Origin of the sequence: Oceanisphaera arctica, from assembly GCF_002936955.1 — a bacterium.
Taxonomy (GTDB): Bacteria; Pseudomonadota; Gammaproteobacteria; order Enterobacterales; family Aeromonadaceae; genus Oceanimonas; species Oceanimonas arctica.
The window spans coordinates 57,178-79,963 of sequence record NZ_MPZM01000003.1 but is presented as its reverse complement, the minus strand read 5'-3'; the positions used below and the strand labels follow the sequence as shown (position 1 = coordinate 79,963).

Here is a 22,786-nt window from a genome sequence, read left to right as displayed (position 1 = left end):
GACGTTGACGATACGGTTATCGCACCTATGTCAATACCTTGTTGCATTCATCGACCCATGCGGATAGTTTTTAGAGTAAATGCTTTAATAAAGACGTGATAATGCAACGGGTATACTGCTTTCCCGTTCTGTCCCAGGAGACTGAAATGGAACACATCCTGTCCGGCCAGCAGCCGACGCCCTTTTCCGACAAGCCCTGGCTGAATCGTTATCCGGCGGACGTACCCGCCGATATCGATGCCGATAAATTTACCTCGCTGCTGGAGATGTTTGAACATGGCGTGAGTGAGTTTGCCGATTTGCCGGCCTACAGCAACTTCGGCAAGACGCTCACGTATCGGGATCTGGACCGGCTGTCCCGGGATTTTGCCGCCTATCTGCAACAGGGGCTCAAACTGGCACCGGGTGAGCGCATCGCGCTGATGATGCCTAATCTTCTGCAATACCCGGTCTGCCTGTTCGGCGCCCTGCGCGCCGGCCTGGTGGTGGTGAACGTCAACCCGCTCTATACCGCCCGCGAGCTGAAACATCAGCTGAGTGACGCCGGGACGAGCACCATCGTCATCGTGGAAAATTTTGCCCATACCCTGACCGAGGTGCTTGAAGAGACACCGGTGAAGCAGGTGATCCTGACCCGCATGGGTGATCATCTGGGGTTGGTGAAGGGCACCATGGTCAATGTGGTCGTCAGGCATATCAAGAAGCTGGTGCCCGATTACCACTTGCCGGCGGCCATTGCTTACAAGACGGCCATGGCCCAGGGCAGTGGTCTGCGTTATACCCGGCCGGAGCTGAATGGCGATACCCTGGCCTTTTTGCAATATACCGGCGGCACTACAGGGCGCTCCAAGGGGGCCATGCTCAGCCACCGTAATATGCTGGCCAATGTGGAACAGTGCCTGGGCGTTTATGGTCCGGTATTGAGCAAGGGGCAGGAAAAGGTGGTCACCGCGCTGCCGCTCTATCATGTGTTTGCGCTGACGGTAAACGGCCTGCTGTTTTTCCGCATTGGCGCCCACAACCTGCTGATCACCAACCCGCGCGATATCAAGGGCTTCGTGCGTGAGCTCAAGGGCTATGACTTCAGCTGTATCACAGGGGTCAACACCCTGTTCAACGCGCTGGTGAACAACACGGATTTTCAGGGGCATGATTTCAAGAGTCTGAAGCTGACCATAGGCGGGGGCATGGCGGTACAGCGCGCGGTGGCCGAGCAGTGGCAGGCCATTACCGGCAGCCGCTTGCTGGAGGGCTATGGCCTGACCGAGTGCTCTCCGCTGGTGACGGTCTGTCCCTATGACATGGACGGTTATAACGGATCCATCGGGTTGCCGGTGTGCTCCACCGAGGTTCGACTGGTCGACGATAACGGCGCAGAAATTCATCTGACTCATACCCCCGGCGAGTTGGAGGTGAAGGGGCCCCAGGTCATGAGTGGCTACTGGGGCCAGGCCGGCGAAGATGACGATGCCTTTCATGACGGTTGGCTACGCACGGGTGATATCGCCACCATCGACGGGCAGGGCTTTCTGAAAATTGTGGATCGCAAGAAAGACATGATACTGGTATCCGGTTTCAATGTGTTCCCCAATGAAATCGAAGATGTGGCCATGCAGCATCCGGACGTACTGGAGGCGGGGGCGGTGGGGGTTGCTCACAAGACCAGCGGAGAAATCGTCAAGCTGGTGGTGGTGAAAAAGCCGGGCGCCAGCCTGGGCGAAAAAGCGCTGCTCGTTCATTGTCGCCAATATCTGACTGCCTATAAGGTGCCTAAGGTGATAGAATTTCGCGACGAATTGCCCAAAACCAATGTCGGTAAAATACTGCGCCGGGAGCTGCGAGAACCCGCTTCCTGAGCCAAGACCCCGAGCCACCGGGGTTTTTATTATGCCGTCCACTCAGAGCGCCCATGACTTATACACTGATCACCGATAACCAGACCCTAGCCGACTTCTGTACCACCGACGCCACCTTGCTGGCGCTGGATACCGAATTTGTTCGCACCCGCACCTTCTATGCCAAACCGGGCCTTTACCAGCTGTTCGACGGTCAGCGCACGGCGCTGATTGATCCGGTCGCCGTGTCGGATCTGTCGCCGTTGTGGCGCCTGTTGCACGACCCGGCCCGTCTGTGTGTGCTACACGCGGGGGGAGAGGATCTGGAACTGTTCCAGCATCAGAGCGGTGCCTTGCCGGCCCGGCTGCACGATACCCAGCTGGCCGCCGCCTTTCTCGGTTATGGCACCCAGCTGGGTTTTGCGCCCCTGGTCGAGAAGTTGCTCGGCGTGAGCCTGGACAAGGCTCACGCCCGTACCGACTGGCTGGCCCGGCCCTTGTCGAGCGCGCAGCTGAGCTACGCGGCCGACGATGTGATTTATCTCTATCCTGTGTATCAAAAGCTGATGCAGCAGCTGCAGCAGAAGGGGCTGACCGACTGGTTCGAGCAGGAATGCGAGCGGGCGGTGAAGCGACGCAGCGAGAGTGTGGCCCCCGAGCTGGCCTATCTGGATATCAAGAATGCCTGGACCCTGGACCGTCAGGCCTTGGGTATATTGCAGCGGTTGTGTCAGTGGCGGTTGACCGAGGCGCGCCGTCGGGATCTGGCGGTCAACTTTGTGGTGAAGGAAGCTAATCTGTTTCGCGTGGCGGAGCGGGCGCCACAGAGTCTGGGCGATCTGAACCGTCTGGGACTGGAGCCGATGGAAATAAAGCGTCATGGTGACACCTTGCTGGCGCTGGTGCAGCAGGCGCTGGATGGCCCCGATAGCTGGCCGGAGCCGGTGCAGCGGCTGGTGGATTATCCGGGCTACAAGGCGGAGCTCAAGCGGATCAAGGGCATAGTGGAACTTGCCGGAGAGCAGGCCGAAATCCCGGCGGAATTGATCGCGTCCAAGCGATTGATCCATCAGTATCTGAGCTGGAAGTGGCGGCTGGAAGAAAGTAAGGACATGACGCCTACCCTGTTGCAAGGCTGGCGTGGAGAACTGCTCACATCACAGCTGTGATGTGATGAATAAAAGGGGGCGAATAAGCTCGCCCCTGGCTTTTACGGTGCGACCGGTTCTTCTTCTTTCTTGTCGTCCGGATTGGCTTTGTCGTCGTGATCGGGGAACATGATGTTGAGCTCCAGCACCGACAAATTGTCGCCTTTCTGGTCGAGCTGTACCGAGATATGCTCGATGTCGATCTTCACATACTTACGAATCACCTCCAGAATATCCTGCTGCATTTGCGGCAGGTAATCCGGGGTATCTCGCTGGCTACGTTCGTGGGCAACAATGATCTGTAGGCGCTCTTTGGCGAGCTTGGCGCTGTTCTGGGTCTTTTTTGAACGAAAATAGTCCAGTAGAGACATGGGTTAACTCCCAAAAAGTCGGCTAAAAAATCCCTTCTTCTCTTCATCGAGGAAACGGAAGGGGCGTTCTTCGCCCAGCAGGCGGGCGACGGTGTCGGCATAAGCCAGAGCGGCATCGGATTCGCCATCCAGGATCACCGGCTCACCGGCGTTCGATGCCTTGAGCACGGCCTGGTCTTCGGGGATCACGCCCAGCAGGGGTATGGCCAGTATTTCCTGCACATCGTGTACGCTCAGCATGTCGCCACGGCTGACACGCTCGGGAGAGTAGCGAGTCAGCAACAGGTGTTCCCTGATGGGCTCCATGCCTTTTTCGGCCCGGCGGGACTTGGACGAAAGAATTCCCAGAATGCGGTCGGAATCCCGAACCGAGGACACTTCCGGGTTGGTGGTGACGATGGCTTCATCGGCAAAATACAGTGCCATCAGGGCCCCGGTTTCGATGCCGGCGGGCGAGTCGCAGATAATGTACTTGAAACCCATGTCGGCCAGATCGTTGAGGATTTTTTCTACCCCTTCCCGGGTCAGGGCGTCTTTGTCCCGGGTTTGGGAGGCGGGCAGAATATAGAGTTGTTCGACTCGCTTATCTCGGATCAGTGCTTGAGTGAGGTTAGCGTCACCGTTAATCACGTTAACAAAGTCGTATACGACGCGACGTTCGCAACCCATGATCAGATCCAGGTTGCGTAAGCCGATATCAAAATCAACCACCACGGTTTTATGGCCAAGACTGGCCAAACCTGTGCTGATGGCTGCACTGGAGGTGGTTTTACCCACGCCTCCTTTCCCGGATGTGACGACGATAATTCGTGCCATAGTGTGTTCCTAAGATCGTAAAATTAGAGGCGATCGAACTTTAACTGCTCGCCCGCCAGAGAAATAGTGACTGGCTGTTCCCAGTTAACACCCTGTAATCCATCACTGAGTTGATAATGGCCGGCAACAGAAATCAACTCGGCCATCAACTGCTGACAATAAATGCGGGCCGATTCGTTGCCCTTGGCGCCGGCCACGGCTCGGCCACGCAACTGACCATAAATATGAATGCTGTCATCGGCGATCACTTCGGCCCCGTTACTGACTGATCCCAGAATAACCAGCGAGCCATTGGGTGCGTAGACCTGCTGGCCCGAGCGTACCGGACCACGGTGAACTTTGGTTCCGGGCTGGTTGAGCAGGGCGGCTGGTGCTGCGGTAGCTTCTTGTTGCATCGGAATTTTACCGGTGCTGACCACGGCCAGACCAGCAGCCCGGGCGGCGGCTCGGGTCGCATCATCTTTGGCGCCGGTAATACCGACCGGCACCAGATCCAGTGCCTTGAGGGCATCGGCCAGTGCGATGAAGTCGGGTATCTGTAACAGCTTTTCTATGTTGATGACCAGCGGTGCGGCGCGAAAAAACGCCGGAGCCAGTGCAATTTTTTCTGCCAGCTGTCGCTTTACCTGCTGAATATCGCTATCGGTCATATGCACTACCGACAGGGTAAAGCTACTGCCTTTTAATTCGATACCATGCTCCGCCATAAGCGGCTTTCCCCCGAGGATTCAATCCTTTTTGTTATTGGTCGTGCTGATGTTATAGTTTGCCATCTTAACTGGCAATAAACCCGACGGATTATAGCAATTTCCATGTTGTGTGTAGTGTATAAAAGCCCTAAAAAGGCAGAGACTTATCTTTTTGTCGAGCGGCGCGACGACTTTTCGCGTGTGCCGTCCCCTTTGCTGGATACCTTCGGTACGCCCAGGCTTTCGATGATCATCAACCTTGCAACAAAGACTCACCTGGCACAAGCCGATTTGACCAAGGTCAGACTTGCGTTAAAGACTCAGGGGTATTACCTGCAATTACCACCACCGCCGGAAAACCTGCTTAAACAACATCGGGCGTCTCAGGCTGACCCTTCCGCCTGAATTCTTCTTTCATACGTTGCGTATCAGTAAGGAGCTTCTCATGTATCAACATATGGACTTACAGGGGCAGCCCTTGCCCTATGCCGTGGGCAAAGTGGTGTGCGTGGGCCGCAGTTATAAAGATCATGCGGCGGAGCTGAACAATCCCGTACCCGAAGAGCCGCTGTTGTTCATCAAGCCGTCTACCAGCCTGACTGCTCTTGATGCACCACTGCTGCTACCCAAGGGGCAGGGGGCCGTGCATCATGAGTTGGAAGTAGCCTTGTTGATCGGCCGCCGTTTGTGCCATACCGAACCGGGTCATGCGCTGGAGGCGGTCGTCGGCGTGGGGTTGGCGCTGGATTTGACCCTGCGCGATGTGCAAGACCGGCTCAAGGCGCAGGGTCATCCCTGGGAACGGGCCAAGGCGTTTGACGGTAGTTGCCCGGTTACTCCCTTTGCCCTGCCCGAGGTGCTCAACGATTTGCAGCGCCTCGATTTTTCCTTGCGGGTCAATGGGGAGCAACGGCAAAACGGTAATACCACCATGATGATGTGGTCCATTGGCGAGCTGCTGGCACAGATGAGCCGCTGTTTCACCCTTAATCCCGGCGATGTGGTACTGACCGGCACCCCCAAGGGCGTGGCTGAACTCAAACCGCTCGATGAACTCGATATGCAACTGGACGGTCAGTACCGGTTCAGTGCTAAAGTAGCAGGATAAATTTATGCAGGCCGATTTCTGGTATACCAAGTCTCTGGAGGAGATGTCCGATGGAGAATGGGAAGCCTTGTGTGACGGCTGCGGCAAGTGCTGCCTCAACAAGCTGATTGATGAAGACACCGACGAGCTGGTGCATACCAATGTGGCTTGTGAACTGTTGAACACCCATAGCTGTGCCTGCAGCGATTATGACAATCGCTTCGCCAAGGTGCCGGATTGTCTGAAGATTACCCGGGACAAACTGGACGATTATTTCTGGCTCCCTTCCACCTGCGCCTATCGTTTGCTGGCAGAAGGGCAGTCGTTGCCGTCCTGGCATCCGCTGCGCACCGGCTCCAAGAGTGCCATGCACAAGGCCGGTCAGTCGGTACGCGGCAAGGTAGTACCGGAGTCCAAGGCCGGTAACTGGGAAGACCACATCATTACCTGGGCCAGTTAACAACAAGCTTTAAGCGCTAATACTAATTCTATTAAGTATCTGATCGTATTGAGGCTTGCGGTACTAGAGGTAACACAGCCGACCATCCGCGCCAGGGATGGCGCGGTTGAGCCTACAGGAAGGTATTCACGGCGTGTCGGAGGAGCTGACCCTTTATCCGACCTTTACAGAGCAGCCAAATCACGCCTCATGCCGGTTATCCGCACGATAATAAAGATAACCGCCAACGCTGCCAGCAGGGCGAAAATGCCCATCAGCCACTGGGGCATGCTAAAGCCCAGCCAGGCCCAGGAGGCATCGGCGCAGTCGCCGGTGGGATGAAACAAGGCCGGCCACCAGAGGTCCAGTGCCAGCCAGTCCGGAAATTCCGCGAAACTGGAGCACTGATTAAAGGGAGAGGGGTTGAGTTGATAACCGACATGCACTTTCGCCAGCCAGAATCCCTTGACTGCCGCCGCCAGCCAGCCGGCCAGGGCAAGGCTGCTCGTCCATCCGTTGCGCGGTGCCAGCCAGCCGAGCATGCCTGCCAGTATCACTCCGGCAAGAGCCGCTCTTTGATAGACGCACATCACACAGGGATACAATCCCTGCACGTACTGAAAAAACAGTGCCGTCGCCAGCAGCGAGGTGGCGGCGAGGGTCAGCAGACCCCAGGCAAAACGAGTGTGTGAAAAGGCGTACAGCATCGGTTCCTCATGACGTTCGGGATGACTGACTATTGGCAGGGTTAGGGTTGTGAGAAACTGGTCAGCTCTGTTATTATCGACCATTAATCTTGCCTGCCGTAACAAATTTAACAGAGTGGTTTCATGGTCATCAAGGCACAAAGCCCCGCCAATTTTGCAGAACAATATATCATAGAATCCATTTGGAACAGCCACTTTCCCCCAGGCTCCATACTACCCGCCGAGCGGGAATTGTCGGAGCTGATCGGGGTGACCCGCACGACCCTGCGTGAGGTGTTGCAGCGCCTGGCGCGGGACGGTTGGCTGACTATACAGCACGGTAAACCGACCCGGGTGAATAACTTTTGGGAAACCTCCAGCCTCAATATTCTGGAAACCCTGGCTCGCCTCGATGAAGACAAGATGCCGGAGTTGATCGATCATCTGTTGTCTGCCCGTACTCATATCAGCAGTATTTTTATTCGTGGTGCGGTAAAAAATGATCCCGAACGGGTAATGGCCGCCATCGCCGAACTGGAACAGCTGGCAGACGAGGCCGATGCCTTTGCCGCCTATGACTATGAACTGCATCATCAGCTGGCTTTTGCTTCCGGTAATCCCATCTATGCCCTGATCCTTAACGGTTTCAAGGGATTGTACTGCCGGGTGGGGCGTTATTACTTTTCACAGCCGGCGGCGCGTCAGCTGGCGGCGGATTATTACCGAGCCCTTGCCAGCCTGGCGGAAAACGGCAACCTCGATGAGGTGGCCGAGCTGGTCCGAGACTACGGTAAAAATTCGGGTAAGCTGTGGTTTGATATGCGTGAGCATTTACCGGACACCCTGGTACAGCACTGATAGGTACAGCACAGATAAGAACGCCTCCTTTAAGGAGGCGTTTTTTTATTCGGTGGGTGACCGCTCCGGGCAGCGTCCTATGATGATGGCGTTGCCATCCGGCTCTTCCTGCTCCAGTACCACATTAAAGCCCCACAGGCGATGCACGTGCTTCAGCACCTGATGGCTTGAGTCTGCCAGCGGAATGCGGTTGTGTGGTACATGACGCAGGGTGAGAGAGCGGTCGCCTTTCACTTCCACGTTATAGACCTGAATGTTGGGCTCGAGGTTGGACAGGTTGTACTGATTTGATAGAGTTTGGCGCAGCTGGCGGTAGCCCTGCTCATCATGAATGGCCGAAATTTCCAGGTAATTGCGGGTATCGTCGTCGGCCACCGCGAACAGATGGAAATCGCGCATCACCTTGGGTGACAAAAACTGGCTGATAAAGCTCTCGTCCTTGAAGTTCTCCATCGCAAAGTGCAGGGTCTTGACCCAGTCGGACCCGGCAATGTCCGGAAACCAGGCCCGGTCTTCGTCGGTGGGATGCTCGCAGATACGGCGCAAGTCCTGAAACATGGCAAAGCCCAGTGCATAAGGGTTAATGCCGGAATAATGCTTGCTGTTATAGGACGGCTGAAAGATGACGTTGGTATGGTTGTGCAGCACTTCCATGATGAAACGGTCGGTCACCAGCCCTTCGTCGTACATATGCTGGGTAATGGTGTAGTGCCAGAAGGTGGCCCAGCCCTCGTTCATCACCTGGGTCTGCTTCTGTGGATAGAAATACTGGCTTATCTTGCGCACTATGCGCACGATTTCCCGCTGCCAGGGCTCGAGCAAGGGCGCGTGTTTCTCGATGAAATACAGAATGTTTTCTTCCGGCTCCCGGGGATAACGGTGTTTCTTTTCCTGTTTGGCATCGTCCATGCGTGGCAGGGTTTTCCATAGCTCGTTGACCTGGGTTTGCAGGTAGGCCTCGCGAGCTTTCTGCCGCCTGCGCTCTTCGGCCAGAGACAGTTTCTGTGGTCGCTTGTATCGGTCCACCCCGTAGTTCATCAGCGCATGGCAGCTGTCGAGGATGAACTCTACCTCGGCAACACCATACTTCTCTTCGCATTCGGTGATGTAGTGTTTTGAAAACAGCAGGTAGTCGATAATGGACTCGGCGTCGGTCCAGGTCGTGAACAGATAGTTGTTCTTGAAGAAGGAATTATGACCGTAGCAGGCATGGGCGATGACCAGGGCCTGCATCGGCATTGTGTTTTCTTCCATCAGATAGGCGATGCAAGGGTTGGAGTTGATGACGATTTCATAGGCCAGGCCCATCTGACCACGCTTGTAATGTTGTTCGGTCTGAATGAATTTTTTGCCGTAAGACCAGTGATGGTAGCCAATGGGCATACCGATGCTGGAGTAGGCATCCATCATCTGCTCGCCGGTGATGATTTCTATCTGGTTGGGATAGGTGCTCAGGCCATAACTCTCGGCAATACGGGCTATTTCCTTGTGGTAGGTCTCGAGTAACTCAAAGTTCCAGTCGGGACCGTCACTGAGCGGTTTAATATTGGTTATAGCTTCAGTCATGGTCACCTCATGCCGCTTGTTTCTTGAACAGTTCCCTGAATACGGGATAAATGTCTTCTACCGCACGAATATGCTCCATGGCAAAGTTGGGAAACTTGCGGGCGATGGACTCGTATTCGTGCCAGAGAGTCTGATGCGCCCGGTTGGTAATTTCTATGTAGGCGTAGTAACGCACAAAAGACATGATGTCGTTTTGCAGCAACTGTTTGCACAGCGGAGAATCATCGGCCCAGTTATCACCATCGGATGCCTGCGCCGCATAGATGTTCCACTGATCCGGAGGATAGCGGGCTTCCATGACTTCTTTCATCAGCTGCAGGGCGCTGGAGACAATGGTGCCCCCGGTTTCCTGAGAGTAGAAAAATTCCTGCTCGTCCACTTCCTTGGCCTGGGTATGGTGGCGGATAAACACCACCTCGACGTTCTTGTAGGTGCGGGTCAAAAACAGATAGAGCAACAGATAAAAGCGTTTGGCCATGTCTTTGGTGGCCTGATCCATGGAGCCCGATACGTCCATCAGGCAAAACATGACCGCCTGGGTGGAAGGAATGGGACGCTGCACAAAGTTGTTGAAGCGTAGATCGAAGGTGTCGATAAAGGGCACCGCTGCAATGCGCCGTTTAAGCTCGACGATTTGTTCCTCTATGTCCTGTATACGGGCAAAATTTTCGGTCGGATGCTTACCGAGTTCGGCGAGCTCCAGCTCCAGCTCGGCCACGGTTTTTTTCTTGCCTACCTGCAGCGCCATGCGCCGGGCCAGAGACTGGCGCAGAGAGCGCACTATGTTGATGTTGGCCGGCACCCCGTCCGCGGTGTAACCGGCGCGGAAGGTTTTCATTTCGCTTATCTTGTTGAGCTTGTTTTTCTCCAGGTTCGGCAGCTCCAGGCCATCGAACAGCAAGTCCAGATATTCTTCTTTGGAGATCTGAAATACGAAATCGTCTTCACCTTCGCCCTGGTTGCTGGCGTCGCCCTTGCCGCTCCCCCCACTGCCGCCACCGGCGGGGCGATCGACCCGGTCGCCGGTGATAAACTGATCATTACCCGGGTGCACCTGATCCCGGTGGCCGCCCTTGCCCTGATGAAACACAGGCTCGGAGATATCGCGGGTAGGAATGGAAACACTCTCTCCCTTGTCGATATCCTGAATGCTGCGTTTGAGTACCGCATCTGACACCGCTTTTTTCAGTTGTTGTTGGTAGCGGCGGATAAAGCGCTGCCGGTTAACAGCGCTTTTGTTGCGGCCATTTAGTCGTCTGTCGATAAAATGCGCCATAATTTCCCCCAACACTCATCTCGTTAAGTTGACTTGCGTACCCGCAGATACCATTCAGACAGCAATCGCACCTGCTTGCGGGTGTAGCCTTTTTCCATCATCCGGGCGACGAAGTCGTCGTGCTTCTTCTGCTCGTCGGCACTGGTCTTGGAGTTGAAGGAAATGACTGGCAGCAACTCTTCTGTATTGGAGAACATTTTCTTCTCGATAACGGTTCTGAGCTTCTCGTAACTGGTCCAGTTGGGATTTTTACCGGCATTGTTGGCCCGGGCCCGCAGCACGAAGTTGACGATTTCGTTGCGGAAGTCCTTGGGGTTGCTGATGCCAGCCGGCTTTTCTATTTTTTCCAGTTCGGCATTGAGCGCCGAACGGTCGAACAGCTGGCCGGTTTCCGGGTCTCTATACTCCTGATCCTGAATCCAGAAGTCGGCATAGATGACGTAGCGGTCGAAGATGTTCTGACCATATTCGGAGTAGGACTCCAGATAGGCGGTCTGAATCTCTTTACCGATAAACTCCACGTATTTGGGGATAAGATAGCCCTTGATGAACTCCAGATAGTGGTCGTGGACATCCTGAGGGAACTGTTCCCGCTCTATCTGCTGTTCCAGCACATAGAACAGATGCACCGGGTTGGCGGCGACCTCGGCGTGATCGAAGTTGAACACCCGAGACAGGATCTTGAAGGCAAATCGGGTCGAGAGACCATTCATGCCTTCGTCTACCCCGGCGTAATCACGATATTCCTGATACGACTTGGCCTTGGGATCCGTGTCTTTCAGGCTTTCGCCGTCATAGACGCGCATCTTGGAATACAGGCTGGAGTTTTCCGGCTCCTTCAGGCGCGACAGCACGGTAAACTGACCCAGGGTCTCCAGGGTGCCTGGAGCACACTTGGCGTGGGCAAGCTCACTGTTGGTCAGCAGCTTCTGGTAGATGTCCACTTCTTCGGTAACACGCAGGCAGTAAGGCACCTTGACGATGTAAACCCGATCGAGAAAGGCTTCGTTGTTCCTGTTGTGTTTGAAGTGCTGCCATTCCGACTCGTTGGAGTGAGCCAGAATAATGCCTTCGAAGGGCAGGGCAGAGAGTCCCTCGGTACCGTTGTAGTTACCTTCCTGGGTGGCGGTCAGCAGCGGGTGCAGTACCTTGATGGGTGCCTTGAACATCTCGACGAACTCCATCATGCCCTGGTTGGCCTTACAGAGTGCGCCGGAGTAGGAGTAGGCGTCGGCATCATCCTGGGCATAATGCTCCAGCTTGCGGATATCGACCTTGCCCACCAGAGAAGAAATGTCCTGGTTGTTGTCATCTCCCGGCTCGGTTTTGGCGACCGCAATCTGGTCGAGCACCGAAGGATAGACTTTCTCTACCTTGAAGCGGGAGATGTCACCGCCGTATTCATGCAGCCGCTTCACCGCCCAGGGCGACATGATGGGACGCAGATAGCGGCGTGGAATGCCGTATTCCTGCTCCAGCATGGGGCCGTCTTCTGTGGCATCGAACAGGCAGAAGGGGTGGTCATTGACCGGTGATCCCTTGAGCCGGTAAATAGGTATCTTCTGCATCAATCCCTTGAGGCATTCGGCCAACGAGGATTTACCGCCCCCCACCGGACCCAACAGATACAGTATCTGTTTCTTTTCTTCCAACCCCTGAGCGGCGTGCTTCAGATAGGACACAATTTGCTCGATGCTTTCTTCCATACCGTAAAATTCGGCGAAAGCAGGATAGCGGGCAATCACCCGGTTAGAAAAGAGTCGGCTGAATCTGGGCACCTGTGCGGTGTCGATCATCTCCGGCTCGCCAATGGCCATTAACAGGCGCTCGGAGGCAGAGGCATAACAGGCTTTGTCTTCCCGACACATATCCAGGAATTCCAGCAGGCCGTATTCCTCTTCTTTTGCCTTCTCATAGCGCGTTTGGTAATGCTCGAATATACCCATGGTTTTATCCCCTATAAATCCCGGCTCTGACGTTCACAACAGAAGAAAGAGCCTAGCGCACACATATTTCATTCCCTTAGTGAAAGGTTAGACAGGATTTCTCTATTACGCTTGTGTAACGTTCAGAAATGACGAAGATTTTGTGACATCGACCCTGTTGAACTCTCTGTAAGACAAGGCTTCTTTTGCCAGAAAACAGGGGGGGCGGACTTGGAGTCGATTGACCCACACCGGGAGGTGTTTTTGATATACACTTACGTTAACGTAAGCATTGTGCTTGTTTGCTGCTCAATTGAGTAATTTGTGATTTTTTTACGTTGACTTCACATTTTCGTCCGGTTAGATTGGACTGACATTAAGGCCTGGCCATTTGCTACAGCTGAGTAGGCAACTTGTTAGGTGTGATGTGTAGCTCTGTTTAAGCACGTTTCCGTTTGTTTTACCCTCGCTTGCGAGGGTTTTCTTTTTTCTGCAGATCAATAAATCACTGTTTACGTTTACGTAAGTAAGTGGTGGAGATGTCCACGCATTAAAAAATTGATGTTGTTGTGCGTTAATTTCCGATTTATCTCCCTGCCTTAAAGTAAGGCCACTGCCTGACGTGTACACAGTGTGATGATGGCAACAGCTTGAGACCCTGCTCGAGACCGTCTTCTGTGAAGGCGGGAATCAAGTGCCCTATGCCAATGGATCTCCGCCTTCACGGAGATGACCCATCCTGAATTGACATCAACCAAAAAGGGACTGCCATGGCAGTCCCTTTTTCATGTCACCACTCTGTATTAATACCCAGTATCAGCCAAAGTGTTGCTTGATGCTGCGCTCAAGGATACCGATGGTCTGATCGACATGCTGCTTTTCGATGATCAGCGGCGGCGACATGGCGATGGCGTCGCCCAGAGAGCGTAACATCATGCCCTGTTCCCAGGCGGCAGTCTGGATAAGTCCCCCGGTGGCGCCGGGCTGGCCTGACCGCGGCTCGAATTCGACGGCGGCAATCAGCGAGTAGTTGCGAACATCTACCACGCCCGGTAGTCCCTTCAGGCTGTGCAGGCCCTGTTCCAGGTAACGGGCTATTTCGCCATCGGCGGCCCCACGTTGATACAGGCCTTCCTGCTCATATACGTCCAGAGTGGCCATGGCGGCGGCACAGGCCAGCGGGTGGGCCGAATAGGTGTAGCCGTGGAAGAATTCCACGCCGCTGCCGGCCCCTTCTACCACGGCTTCATAGATATGGTCACCGGCCAATACCGCGCCCATGGGGGCGGCGCCGTTGGTCAGGCCTTTGGCGGTGGTCATGATGTCCGGCACCACATCGAAGGTCTGGCTGGCAAAAACGTCGCCGGTACGACCGAAGCCACAGATCACCTCGTCGAAGATCAGCAGTATGCCGTGCTGGTCACAGATTTCCCGAATGCGCTTCAGATAGCCGAGCGGGGGCGGCAAGACACCACCGGCACCGGTGATGGGCTCTATGATGACGGCGGCGATACGGCTGGCATCGTGGCGCTTGATCAGTTTTTCCAGCTCATTGGCCTTTTCCACGCCGCCATGCAGGGGCAGACCACGGGAGAAGGCGTTCAGTTCCAGATCCTGGGTATGGGAGAGGTGGTCGTTGGGGATCCACTGGCCGAAGGCCTTGTGATTATTGGTGAGCCCCCCCACAGAGATACCGCCGAAGTTGACGCCGTGGTAGCCACGCTCCCGACCGATAAACAGCTGTTTGCCACCATTGCCTTGAGCGTGGTGGTAGGCCAGCGCCATCTTCATGGCGGTTTCCACCGACTCGGAACCGGAATTGGTATAAAACACCTTGTTCAGGTTGCCTGGCGCCAGTTTGGCCAGGCGCTCCGACAGCTCGAACGACAGTGGATGGCCGAAGCCGAAGCAGGGCGCATAATCCAGGGTTCTGGCCTGCTGGGCGATGGCGTCGGCGATATGTGGATGACCGTGGCCGGCGTTACAGCACCAGAGACCGGCGGTCATGTCCAGCACCTGGCGCTGATCATCCGTGGTCCAGTACATGCCTTTGGCGCCGGTGAGCATACGCGGCTTTGCCTTGAATCCCTTGTTGGGGGTGAATGGCATCCAGTGGGCGGCTAATTCGTTGGTATTCATTGTGGCACTCCCTCAGACTCTGGTTATCCGCTTGTAGTGCGGCTTACCTGTGCGGCTTGTTTTTCGGTTTTGTTGATGGGAGCAGTGTGCGAAATTTAAAAAGTTTGAAAAATCATGGCGTTTCAATGTTCAGTTTGACCGGCTTCAACATGAACAGGCGGATAACAGTGACAGAAAGGGTTTTTTTCGATGATAAAGTTTCAGCAGCTTAACGCCTTCAAGGCCGTTTATGAGCTTGGCACCATGATGGCGGCATCGGCGCATATTCATGTTACCCAGCCGGCCATCAGCCGATTGGTGGCAAGCCTGGAGCATCAGCTCGGTTTTGCCCTGTTTCAGCGCATACGGGGGCGTCTGGTGCCCACCGACAAGGGCACGGCCTTCTACCTGGAGGTAGGCAAGGCGTTCTCGGCGCTGGAACATCTCGAACACAGTGCGCGGGACATTGCCGAGCAGCATCATGGCAGCCTGCACATCACCGCCTTTCCCATGCTGTCCAACAGCTTTTTGCCGGCGATTCTAGGGCGGCTGATGCGGGAAACCCCCGGGCTCAAGGCATCGCTGAAGAGCTATCGGTCGGAAGAGGTGCTCAGACGCACCGAGATCCAGTCTTGTGATCTGGGTTTTGCCGATACCGATATCACCAGTGCCAGCGTAACGGCCATTCCGGTGTGGGGTGATTGTGTCTGCATTGTGCCTGCCAACAGCGAACTGGCGGCGGTGCCCTGCCTGACGCCTGCGGATCTGTCTGGAGTACCTTTTATCCGCTACGAAAACAGCGACTCGGCCCAGCAGGCACTGGACAGGGAGCTACAGCTGGCCGGTATTCACAGTCTGGATGTGGTTGAGGTCTCCTTCGCCTCGGTCGCGGCCTTGCTGGTGGCCGAAGGGCTGGGGGTGGCGGTGGTCGACCCCTTCACCGCCCAGCATGCGCAGCTCAGTGGCTTGAACATCGTCATTCGCGACTTTCATCCTCGCATTCCCTATCGGTTTCAGATCCTGTATCCCGCCTTTCGTCCGATATCCGAACTGGCGCGTGCCTTTGTCGACTCCCTGTTCAGTCAGGCAGAGGACGCCGGGATCCGCCTGCGTTATGACAGGAACGACGACCTATAACATTAGAACATACCCTGAGCGGCAAACGGCATTGGTACCCGGCGACCGGCCCACTTATAAATTGAGCACTGACAAGCGTCTGTCACCTATGACAAGGAGTTCACGATGAATATGAAGATGATTGCCCTGGCTGCGGCCACCATGATGACCACAGGGGCGGTTACCGCCAAGGAATGGAAGCAGGTGCGGATTGCGGTAGAGGGTGCCTATCCCCCTTATAGCTGGACCACCACGGAAGGGGAGCTGAAAGGGTTCGATATCGACATGGCCAACGCCCTTTGCGAGGAGATGCAGGTTAAATGCACCATGGTCACGCAGGAATGGGACGGCATGATTCCCTCGTTGCTGGCGCGAAAGTTCGACGCCATTGTCGCCTCCATGTCGATTACCGAGGAACGCAAGCTCAAGGTCGACTTCACCGATAAGTACTACCAGATATCGTCCCGCTTTGTGGCGAAGCAGGGAACCGAATTCAGTTTTGACAAAGCGGGTCTGAAAGGAAAATCAGTGGGCGTACAGGGCTCCAGCACCCATGAAAAATACGTCGCCGATAATTTCGAGGGCGTGGATGTCAAACGTTACGGCTCTCCGGAAAATGCCTTTCTGGATCTGATTTCCGGTCGTGTCGATCTGGTGTTCAATAACATCCCGGCCATCGAAAGTGGCCTGCTGGAGAAGGAAAACGGCGGCGACTTCGCCTTTACCGGTCCTCTCATTACCGACAAGGAATGGTTTGGTGAGGGCGTGGGTATCGCCGTTCGCAAGCAGGATGACGCGCTGCGCGAAAAGTTCAATGACGCCATCAAGGCCATCCGCAGCAACGGCGTCTATCAGCAGATCCAGGACAAGTATTTCGAATTCGATATCTATGGTGGCTGAAACAAGGGTGGCTAAGCATGGCGGCTGCATTCATGGTGAAAACGCATGAGGGATAGCCGGGTAGTCGTTATCGGTGGCGGCATGGTAGGGGCGGCGCTGGGTTATGGCCTGGCCCGCCAAGGCATAGAGACGCTGATGCTGGATGAGGGAGACCAGGGGCTGCGGGCGGCCCGGGGCAACTTCGGGCTGCTGTGGGTGCAGGGCAAGGGGGCGGAGTTTCCTGCCTATGCCCGCTGGACCATGGACTCCTGTCGGCTGTGGCCGGACTTTGCCGCCGAACTGGCCGAGCTGACCGACATAGATGTGCAGTTTCGCCAGCGCGGCGGTATTCATTACTGCCTGGACGAGCCGGAGCTGGAGGCCTATCGGCTCGAGCTGGCGCAACAGGCTGAAGTCAGTGGCGGCGACTTCGAGTATCAGTTTCTGAGCCCCACCCAGCTGGCCAGGCTGGAGCCTCATATCAGCGCCAATATTCCCGGAGCCTGCTACTCGCCCAACGACGGTCACGTTAACCCGCTGTTTCTTCTGCGTGCTTTGCATGCGGGCTTTCTGGCCAAGGGTGGCCACTACCGACCCCGTCATCATGTACTGAACATAGAAACTACCCATGATGGCTTTATGCTGCATACGGAGCAGGGGCCGATACGGGCCGAGCAGCTGGTGCTGGCGGCGGGGCTCGATAATCGCCGGCTGGCGCCCATGGTCGACTTGTCGCAACCCCTTATTCCCCAGCGGGGCCAGCTGCTGATCACCGAACGCTTGCCCAGGTTACTGAATTATCCGTCCATCTATCTGCGTCAGACCGGGGAGGGATCCATCCAGATTGGCGATTCATCCGAGCAGGTCGGTCTGGATGACGGCAATACCCCGCAGGTGATGGCGCGGCTGGCCCGGCGTGCCATTTCGTTGCTGCCCGCGTTGCGTCACCGGCACATAGTGCGAGGCTGGGGTGCGCTCAGGGTGTTGAGTCCGGATGGTTATCCGGTGTATGAGCAAAACCGGGATCCGGGGCCGCGGGTCCATGCCTTCAGCTCTCACAGCGGCGTCACCCTGGCGGCGGTGCATGCCCTGACGCTGGCGCCGATGCTGATGGCCCCTCGTTTAAGCCCGTCACTGGAAGCCTTCACTCCCCAACGATTCAAGGATTAAGCCATGTTCAAGGATGTCAGCGGGCAGCCGCGCCCCTTGCAGACCCTGTATGTCGACGATCAACCCCGGCAGATTCCCGCCGGCTATACGGTCGCCGCCGCCTTGCTGGCGCTGGGGTACAAGGCCAATCGGGCCAGCCCGGTTTCCGGCAGTCCGCGGGGCCCTTATTGCATGATGGGGGTCTGCTTCGAATGCCTGGTGGAAATCGATGGCATCCCCAATCGACAGGGGTGCCTGACCGAGGTGCAGCCGGAGATGCGCGTGCGTTTGTCCTTGTCGCCAGAGCAGGTTCCAGGAGAGGAGGTCGATGATGGATACTGATCTGGCCATTGTCGGCGCCGGGCCTGCGGGCATGGCGGCGGCCATCGAGGCGGGTCGTCTGGGTCTGAAAACGGTGCTGCTGGACGAACAACCCCGGGTTGGCGGGCAAATTTATCGCAACATAGGCCAGCCCTCGATGGCCGACCCCCGCATTCTGGGACCCGACTATTATGCGGGACGTACCCTGGCCGACGACTTTATTGACAGCGGCTGTCGGTATTTGCCGAACACCCAAGTGTGGCAGCTCGATCGTGATGGCCGGGTGTATTACAGCCGGGAAGGAAAGGCCGCTTCACTGCAGGCACGTCAGGTGATGATTGCCAACGGTGCCCAGGAGCGGCCCTTTCCCATCCCCGGCTGGACCCTGCCCGGAGTCATGACCGCCGGATCGGCGCAAATACTGCTGAAAACCCCGGGGCTGGCGGCCGATGGCGCCGTGTTTGCCGGCTGTGGGCCCTTGCTTTATCTGGTGGTGTGGCAATATCTGCAGGCCGGGGTCAAGGTCGCGGCGGTGCTGGATACCACGCCGGCCGCCAATTATCGTCAGGCCCTTGTCGCCCTCGACGGCGTCTTGCGCGGGGTCGGTTATTTGTGGAAGGGACTGAAACTGCTGCGGGACATTCGCGCCGCCGGCATCCCCTTTGTGCGCGGGGTCACCGAGCTGGCCGCCAGCGCCGAAGACGGCGTGCTGAGCCGGGTGACCTACCAGGCCGGCGGGCGACAACAGCAGCTTGAAACCGAACAGCTGTTCCTGCACCAGGGCGTGGTGCCCAGTGTAAACCTGGCCATGGCCAGTGGCTGTGAACACGAGTGGAGTGAACAGCAACTGTGCTGGCAACCGGTGCTGGATGACTGGGGGCAAAGTACACAGCCGCACATCCGCATTATCGGCGATGGCGGGGGCATAGGTGGCGCCGTGGCGGCGGCGCTGAAAGGGCGGCTGGCGGTACAGCAGCTGGCGGTACAGCAGCTGGCTCATACCCTGGGCCGTCAAACCCTGGCCGAGCGCGATGAAGGGGCCAGAGCGCTTCGTCGCCAGCTGAAGCGGGAAATGGCCTTTCGTCGTTTTATCGATCTGCTCTATCGCCCATCCGACGCCTTGCGCCTGCCCCAACAGGACGAGGTGCTGGTGTGTCGCTGCGAGGAGGTGAGCCTGGGCGAGATCCGCCGTGCCGTTAATCAGGGCTGCATGGGGCCCAACCAGCTAAAGAGCTTTACCCGCTGCGGCATGGGGCCCTGCCAGGGCCGTCAGTGCGGGCTGGTGGTCTCGGAGCTGATGGCCCGATTGCAGGGGCAAACAGTAGAGCAGGGCGGCTATTATCGCTTGCGCGCCCCAATCAAGCCCCTCACCCTGAACGAGCTGGCCAGCCTGGTTCAGCCTCCGGAGCCGGGGTTGCGGGAGTAACGCAGTACTGTGTTTTCCGATGGGAGTCTTTTATATGTCAACTTTATTATGCCAACATACAAATGCATTGTTCACTACAAACCCGCAGAGTTTCCGAATCCGGATTCACACCAGGTCAGGCAGAAAACGTATCATCTTGATTAGAGTGGACAGAAAATAGTCGGCAGGGGAGGGATAAACGAAAAAAGCGCACTCAAGTGAATGCGCTTTTTTGGAATTTGGTGCGTCCTAGTGGATTCGAACCACCGACCCCTACCATGTCAAGGTAGTGCTCTAACCAGCTGAGCTAAGGACGCAGGGTGTTGATGTTAACCTGTTGTCTCAGGCCGCTTTCGCAGACTTTTGCCGGTCAAAAGTGGTGCGTCCTAGTGGATTCGAACCACCGACCCCTACCATGTCAAGGTAGTGCTCTAACCAGCTGAGCTAAGGACGCAGAATGTTGATGTTAACCTGTTGTCTCAGGTTGCTTTCGCAGACTTTTGTCAGGCAAAAGTGGTGCGTCCTAGTGGATTCGAACCACCGACCCCTACCATGTCAAGGTAGTGCTCTAACCAACTGAGCTAAGGACGCTTATTGCCTTGAAGCGAGCGGTATACTAGCCAAGGGCTCGAAGAGGGGCAAGCGTTTTTTCTGCCGAAACAAACGGATGAAGAACTATTGTTCAAGTCGGCGAAATATCACACCGTTGCAGAAAGTGTTGCCACCGCCGGGCGTGCTCCAGGGTCAGGGCGCGGTAGCGACGATAGACTTCACTGTTCAGTCCTTCGCCAACATAGTCACGATAACTGGCAATCTGCTCCTGCCTTGATAGCGGCGGGTTCAGCGTGCTTTGCAGCAAGGGCGCCAACTGTACAAACTGTCGGTCGATCTGGCCGAAATAACCTTGAATGCCTTCGATATAATAGCGCTGCATGGCATTACGCAGTCGCTCGGCCCGAATCCTGCCACTCCGGTGGCAATCAAATTGTTCCAGCTGTTGCAGAAAAGCCAGACTCTGGTCGAGATAGTGAGCGGCGCTGTGCAGGGAATAAAACAACCGGCCGAGATACTCATTGCGATAGAGGCCGCTCAGCGCCTGGTTTAACTCCTTCAGGGTCGCCTGGTTGACGCTGTCCTGCCCTTGAGTCTGAACCTGCAGCCGTGCGAACAGGCTGAAAGCATTGACCGTTTCCTGGTAGCCATCTTGCTGTGCGAAGGCCAGGGTGCGCTGGCGAGGAGTGAGGGCGGCACGAATATCCGGCTCCGCCACCATCATGTTCCAGTGATAACCGGGTAACAGCGGTGCCTTTTGGGCGGCAATGTTATGCAGCCAGCCGGCTAATTCCGGATCATCGGTGCTGGCCAGACAGCGTTGTAGCCCCTGTTGAAATTGCAGATGATAAAGCAGCTGAGCGGCGGCGGTCTGGCTCTTGCCGACCGGACTGTTGTGTTCACCAACGAGGTCCAGCAAGCCGCACCGGCCCAGCTTGAGGGCGTCAAGCAGCCCGGTGCTGACTCTGGGTTGCTGCTGTTGTAATGCTCGCTGGGGCGGTAGCAGCGGCAGGGCTGACGCCCGGCTCAAGCTGGGCTCCGCCACCTCCAGCACATGAGCAACCCGTTTCAGATAGGTCTGAAAGTGGTCTTCGAGTTCATTGGGGGGACTACAGGCCGTCAACCAGAGGCAAGCCAGCCCGATTACGATGTTCGACCCGTACATAGATAATCCGTAACCGCCATATCAACATCAGTGCCGCTACCGACAAGCCTATCAGAAAACCAACCCAGAAGCCGTGTGGCCCCATGGCCGGTACCAGCCAGTCGGTCAGGCCCAACACCATGCCGGCCGGCAGGCCGCACAGCCAGTAGGCCACGAAGGTAATATAAAAGATGGCCTGGGTATCTTTATAGCCGCGCAGCGCCGCGGCGGAAATAACCTGAGCCGAGTCGAAAATCTGATAAAAAGACGCCAGCAGCAGCAGACTGGCGGCCAGCTGCTGCACGGCGGCATTGTCGGTATAGAGGGCGATGATCCAGTGACGTCCCAGAATGGTCGCCAGGGCGGTCAGTACCGCCAGCAGAGCGCCGAATACGATGCCGGCGATGCTGATGATTCTGGCCTGATCGGCTTTGTTCTCACCCAGACTATGACCCACGCGGATGGTCATGGCCATGCCCAGACTCAGGGGGATCATGAAAATCATGCTGGAGAAGTTGATGGCAACCTGATGGCCGGCCACCACCTCCGAACCGAGGGGGGACAACAATAGCGCCACCACGGTGAACAGCGTCACCTCGCAGAAGATGGCCATGGCAATGGGAAAGCCCAGGCGAAAGAGGCGACCAATCTGTGGCCAGTCGGGGGCGCTCAAGCGGGTAAAGATAGTAAAGGATTGCAACAGGGGAGAGCTGCGAGTGTAGACGACCATGGCCACCAGCATGGCCCAGAACACCAGGGCCGAGGCATAACCACAGCCCACGCCGCCCAGGGCCGGCATCCCCAGCTTGCCGTGGATCAGGATATAATTGGCGGGAATGTTGACCGCCAGGCCGATAAAGCCGATGACCATGGTGGGCATGGTATGAGACAGCCCCTCGCTGAAGTTACGTAATACCTGATAGAGCGCATAGGCGGGCATGCCCCACAGAATACCGTGCAGGTAACCTGTGGTTTTTTCGGCCAGCAATGGCTCCACGTCCATCCAGTGCAGGGCCTGCGGCGAGTAATACAGTGCCAGCATGACAGGCAGGGTAACCAGAATGGTCAGCCAGAACCCCTGATGCACGGCGGCGGCGACGTCGCCATGGCGACGAGCGCCATTTAATTGCGATATGATGGGCGTTAACGCCATGATGACGCCCTGCACCAACAGGATCAGCGGCAGCCAGAAACTGGTGGCTACCGCCACCGCCGCCAGATCGGTGGCACTGACCTGACCGGCCATGACGGTATCGACAAAGCTCATGGTGGTTTGCGCGACTTGCGCCACCATGATGGGGCCGCACAGCCGTAACAAACGGGGAAGTTCGGCAATATAAGGCTTCAAGGCCATCTTGTTCTCGCTTGCAGTAACAGGGACAAGGTTGTCGAAAACAGGGTTCGGC

Annotated in this window: 21 protein-coding genes and 3 tRNA genes; 11 read left to right on the top strand and 13 right to left on the bottom strand. The window is 56.3% G+C overall.

Features of this window, described 5'->3' with window-relative positions:
- The first annotated feature begins 146 nt into the window (after positions 1-146).
- Entirely contained in the window at positions 147-1,856 is a 1,710-nt protein-coding gene (gene fadD / locus UN63_RS02495; RefSeq protein ID WP_104485201.1) for a long-chain-fatty-acid--CoA ligase FadD, read from the top strand.
- A 53-nt stretch (positions 1,857-1,909) separates the two neighbouring features.
- Positions 1,910-3,004 (top strand): ribonuclease D, encoded by a 1,095-nt coding sequence (rnd, locus tag UN63_RS02490; RefSeq protein ID WP_104485200.1) that lies wholly within the window; start codon positions 1,910-1,912, stop codon positions 3,002-3,004.
- A 41-nt stretch (positions 3,005-3,045) separates the two neighbouring features.
- Here rnd and minE read toward each other — a convergent pair whose 3' ends face one another.
- The 3 genes from minE to minC are packed head-to-tail and all read right to left on the bottom strand — an operon-like array spanning position 3,046 to position 4,877.
- Positions 3,046-3,354 (bottom strand): cell division topological specificity factor MinE, encoded by a 309-nt coding sequence (gene minE, locus UN63_RS02485; RefSeq protein WP_104485199.1) that lies wholly within the window; start codon positions 3,352-3,354, stop codon positions 3,046-3,048.
- A 3-nt stretch (positions 3,355-3,357) separates the two neighbouring features.
- On the bottom strand, positions 3,358-4,170 hold the full coding sequence (gene minD, locus UN63_RS02480; protein WP_104485198.1) for a septum site-determining protein MinD: 813 nt from the start codon (positions 4,168-4,170) through the stop codon (positions 3,358-3,360).
- Positions 4,171-4,193: 23 nt separating this feature from the next.
- Positions 4,194-4,877, bottom strand: coding sequence for a septum site-determining protein MinC (gene minC / locus UN63_RS02475; protein WP_104485197.1), 684 nt, complete (start codon positions 4,875-4,877; stop codon positions 4,194-4,196).
- 105 nt (positions 4,878-4,982) lie between these two features.
- Between minC and UN63_RS02470 the strand changes: the two genes are divergently transcribed.
- From UN63_RS02470 to UN63_RS02460, 3 genes are read left to right on the top strand one after another with little or no spacing between them, the layout of a single operon-like run.
- Positions 4,983-5,264 (top strand): YcgL domain-containing protein, encoded by a 282-nt coding sequence (locus tag UN63_RS02470; RefSeq protein ID WP_104485196.1) that lies wholly within the window; start codon positions 4,983-4,985, stop codon positions 5,262-5,264.
- A gap of 40 nt (positions 5,265-5,304) precedes the next feature.
- Entirely contained in the window at positions 5,305-5,967 is a 663-nt protein-coding gene (locus UN63_RS02465; protein ID WP_104485195.1) for a fumarylacetoacetate hydrolase family protein, read from the top strand.
- Positions 5,968-5,971: 4 nt separating this feature from the next.
- Positions 5,972-6,406: a YcgN family cysteine cluster protein gene (locus UN63_RS02460; RefSeq protein ID WP_104485194.1), complete on the top strand. Its 435-nt coding sequence runs from the start codon at positions 5,972-5,974 to the stop codon at positions 6,404-6,406.
- A gap of 164 nt (positions 6,407-6,570) precedes the next feature.
- Here UN63_RS02460 and dsbB read toward each other — a convergent pair whose 3' ends face one another.
- A complete protein-coding gene (gene dsbB, locus UN63_RS02455) occupies positions 6,571-7,092 on the bottom strand; it encodes a disulfide bond formation protein DsbB (protein ID WP_104485193.1) in 522 nt (173 codons plus the stop codon).
- Between the two features lie 123 nt (positions 7,093-7,215).
- Between dsbB and fadR the strand changes: the two genes are divergently transcribed.
- A complete protein-coding gene (gene fadR, locus UN63_RS02450; protein WP_104485192.1) occupies positions 7,216-7,929 on the top strand; it encodes a fatty acid metabolism transcriptional regulator FadR in 714 nt (237 codons plus the stop codon).
- Between the two features lie 45 nt (positions 7,930-7,974).
- Here fadR and UN63_RS02445 read toward each other — a convergent pair whose 3' ends face one another.
- The 4 genes from UN63_RS02445 to aptA all read right to left on the bottom strand — a co-directional run bounded on the left by UN63_RS02445 (position 7,975) and on the right by aptA (position 14,835).
- Positions 7,975-9,495 carry a SpoVR family protein gene (locus tag UN63_RS02445; protein WP_104485191.1) on the bottom strand — a complete coding sequence of 507 codons (1,521 nt, stop codon included), beginning with the start codon at positions 9,493-9,495 and terminating at the stop codon, positions 7,975-7,977.
- 7 nt (positions 9,496-9,502) lie between these two features.
- On the bottom strand, positions 9,503-10,771 hold the full coding sequence (locus tag UN63_RS02440) for a YeaH/YhbH family protein (RefSeq protein ID WP_104485268.1): 1,269 nt from the start codon (positions 10,769-10,771) through the stop codon (positions 9,503-9,505).
- A 23-nt stretch (positions 10,772-10,794) separates the two neighbouring features.
- A complete protein-coding gene (locus UN63_RS02435) occupies positions 10,795-12,717 on the bottom strand; it encodes a PrkA family serine protein kinase (protein WP_104485190.1) in 1,923 nt (640 codons plus the stop codon).
- Between the two features lie 795 nt (positions 12,718-13,512).
- Positions 13,513-14,835: an omega-aminotransferase AptA gene (aptA, locus tag UN63_RS02430; protein ID WP_104485189.1), complete on the bottom strand. Its 1,323-nt coding sequence runs from the start codon at positions 14,833-14,835 to the stop codon at positions 13,513-13,515.
- A gap of 189 nt (positions 14,836-15,024) precedes the next feature.
- Between aptA and UN63_RS02425 the strand changes: the two genes are divergently transcribed.
- The 5 genes from UN63_RS02425 (at position 15,025) to UN63_RS02405 (ending at position 19,705) form a co-directional block, all read left to right on the top strand.
- Positions 15,025-15,951 (top strand): LysR substrate-binding domain-containing protein, encoded by a 927-nt coding sequence (locus tag UN63_RS02425; protein WP_104485188.1) that lies wholly within the window; start codon positions 15,025-15,027, stop codon positions 15,949-15,951.
- A gap of 105 nt (positions 15,952-16,056) precedes the next feature.
- Positions 16,057-16,830, top strand: coding sequence for an ABC transporter substrate-binding protein (locus tag UN63_RS02420; RefSeq protein WP_104485187.1), 774 nt, complete (start codon positions 16,057-16,059; stop codon positions 16,828-16,830).
- A 45-nt stretch (positions 16,831-16,875) separates the two neighbouring features.
- Positions 16,876-17,979, top strand: a complete 1,104-nt coding sequence (locus tag UN63_RS02415) for an NAD(P)/FAD-dependent oxidoreductase (RefSeq protein ID WP_104485186.1) — start codon at positions 16,876-16,878, stop codon at positions 17,977-17,979.
- A 3-nt stretch (positions 17,980-17,982) separates the two neighbouring features.
- Positions 17,983-18,300 (top strand): (2Fe-2S)-binding protein, encoded by a 318-nt coding sequence (locus UN63_RS02410; RefSeq protein ID WP_104485185.1) that lies wholly within the window; start codon positions 17,983-17,985, stop codon positions 18,298-18,300.
- Positions 18,287-19,705, top strand: coding sequence for an FAD/NAD(P)-dependent oxidoreductase (locus tag UN63_RS02405; protein WP_104485184.1), 1,419 nt, complete (start codon positions 18,287-18,289; stop codon positions 19,703-19,705). The genes UN63_RS02410 and UN63_RS02405 overlap by 14 nt, the downstream gene beginning before the upstream one ends.
- A 219-nt stretch (positions 19,706-19,924) precedes the next feature.
- On the opposite strand, the gene UN63_RS02400 is transcribed toward UN63_RS02405, so the two are convergent.
- From UN63_RS02400 to UN63_RS02380, 5 genes are all read right to left on the bottom strand, one after another.
- Positions 19,925-20,001, bottom strand: a tRNA-Val gene (locus tag UN63_RS02400).
- Between the two features lie 60 nt (positions 20,002-20,061).
- A tRNA-Val gene (locus UN63_RS02395) sits at positions 20,062-20,138 on the bottom strand.
- Positions 20,139-20,198: 60 nt separating this feature from the next.
- A tRNA-Val gene (locus UN63_RS02390) sits at positions 20,199-20,275 on the bottom strand.
- Positions 20,276-20,366: 91 nt separating this feature from the next.
- Positions 20,367-21,359 carry a DUF3080 family protein gene (locus UN63_RS02385; protein WP_229793451.1) on the bottom strand — a complete coding sequence of 331 codons (993 nt, stop codon included), beginning with the start codon at positions 21,357-21,359 and terminating at the stop codon, positions 20,367-20,369.
- Positions 21,346-22,734 (bottom strand): MATE family efflux transporter, encoded by a 1,389-nt coding sequence (locus tag UN63_RS02380; RefSeq protein ID WP_104485183.1) that lies wholly within the window; start codon positions 22,732-22,734, stop codon positions 21,346-21,348. Before UN63_RS02380 ends, UN63_RS02385 begins: the two co-directional genes overlap by 14 nt.
- Between the last annotated feature and the right edge of the window lie 52 nt (positions 22,735-22,786).

Coding starts and splice junctions, on each gene's coding strand:
- UN63_RS02425 (WP_104485188.1), top strand. CDS start 15,025: ATGATAAAGTTTCAGCAGCTTAACGCCTTCAAGGCCGTTTATGAGCTT.
- UN63_RS02470 (WP_104485196.1), top strand. CDS start 4,983: ATGTTGTGTGTAGTGTATAAAAGCCCTAAAAAGGCAGAGACTTATCTT.
- fadR (WP_104485192.1), top strand. CDS start 7,216: ATGGTCATCAAGGCACAAAGCCCCGCCAATTTTGCAGAACAATATATC.
- UN63_RS02440 (WP_104485268.1), bottom strand. CDS start 10,771: ATGGCGCATTTTATCGACAGACGACTAAATGGCCGCAACAAAAGCGCT.
- minD (WP_104485198.1), bottom strand. CDS start 4,170: ATGGCACGAATTATCGTCGTCACATCCGGGAAAGGAGGCGTGGGTAAA.
- fadD (WP_104485201.1), top strand. CDS start 147: ATGGAACACATCCTGTCCGGCCAGCAGCCGACGCCCTTTTCCGACAAG.
- UN63_RS02435 (WP_104485190.1), bottom strand. CDS start 12,717: ATGGGTATATTCGAGCATTACCAAACGCGCTATGAGAAGGCAAAAGAA.
- rnd (WP_104485200.1), top strand. CDS start 1,910: ATGACTTATACACTGATCACCGATAACCAGACCCTAGCCGACTTCTGT.
- UN63_RS02410 (WP_104485185.1), top strand. CDS start 17,983: ATGTTCAAGGATGTCAGCGGGCAGCCGCGCCCCTTGCAGACCCTGTAT.
- minE (WP_104485199.1), bottom strand. CDS start 3,354: ATGTCTCTACTGGACTATTTTCGTTCAAAAAAGACCCAGAACAGCGCC.
- UN63_RS02445 (WP_104485191.1), bottom strand. CDS start 9,495: ATGACTGAAGCTATAACCAATATTAAACCGCTCAGTGACGGTCCCGAC.
- UN63_RS02465 (WP_104485195.1), top strand. CDS start 5,305: ATGTATCAACATATGGACTTACAGGGGCAGCCCTTGCCCTATGCCGTG.
- UN63_RS02460 (WP_104485194.1), top strand. CDS start 5,972: ATGCAGGCCGATTTCTGGTATACCAAGTCTCTGGAGGAGATGTCCGAT.
- UN63_RS02415 (WP_104485186.1), top strand. CDS start 16,876: ATGAGGGATAGCCGGGTAGTCGTTATCGGTGGCGGCATGGTAGGGGCG.
- UN63_RS02405 (WP_104485184.1), top strand. CDS start 18,287: ATGATGGATACTGATCTGGCCATTGTCGGCGCCGGGCCTGCGGGCATG.
- aptA (WP_104485189.1), bottom strand. CDS start 14,835: ATGAATACCAACGAATTAGCCGCCCACTGGATGCCATTCACCCCCAAC.
- dsbB (WP_104485193.1), bottom strand. CDS start 7,092: ATGCTGTACGCCTTTTCACACACTCGTTTTGCCTGGGGTCTGCTGACC.
- UN63_RS02380 (WP_104485183.1), bottom strand. CDS start 22,734: ATGGCCTTGAAGCCTTATATTGCCGAACTTCCCCGTTTGTTACGGCTG.
- minC (WP_104485197.1), bottom strand. CDS start 4,877: ATGGCGGAGCATGGTATCGAATTAAAAGGCAGTAGCTTTACCCTGTCG.
- UN63_RS02420 (WP_104485187.1), top strand. CDS start 16,057: ATGAATATGAAGATGATTGCCCTGGCTGCGGCCACCATGATGACCACA.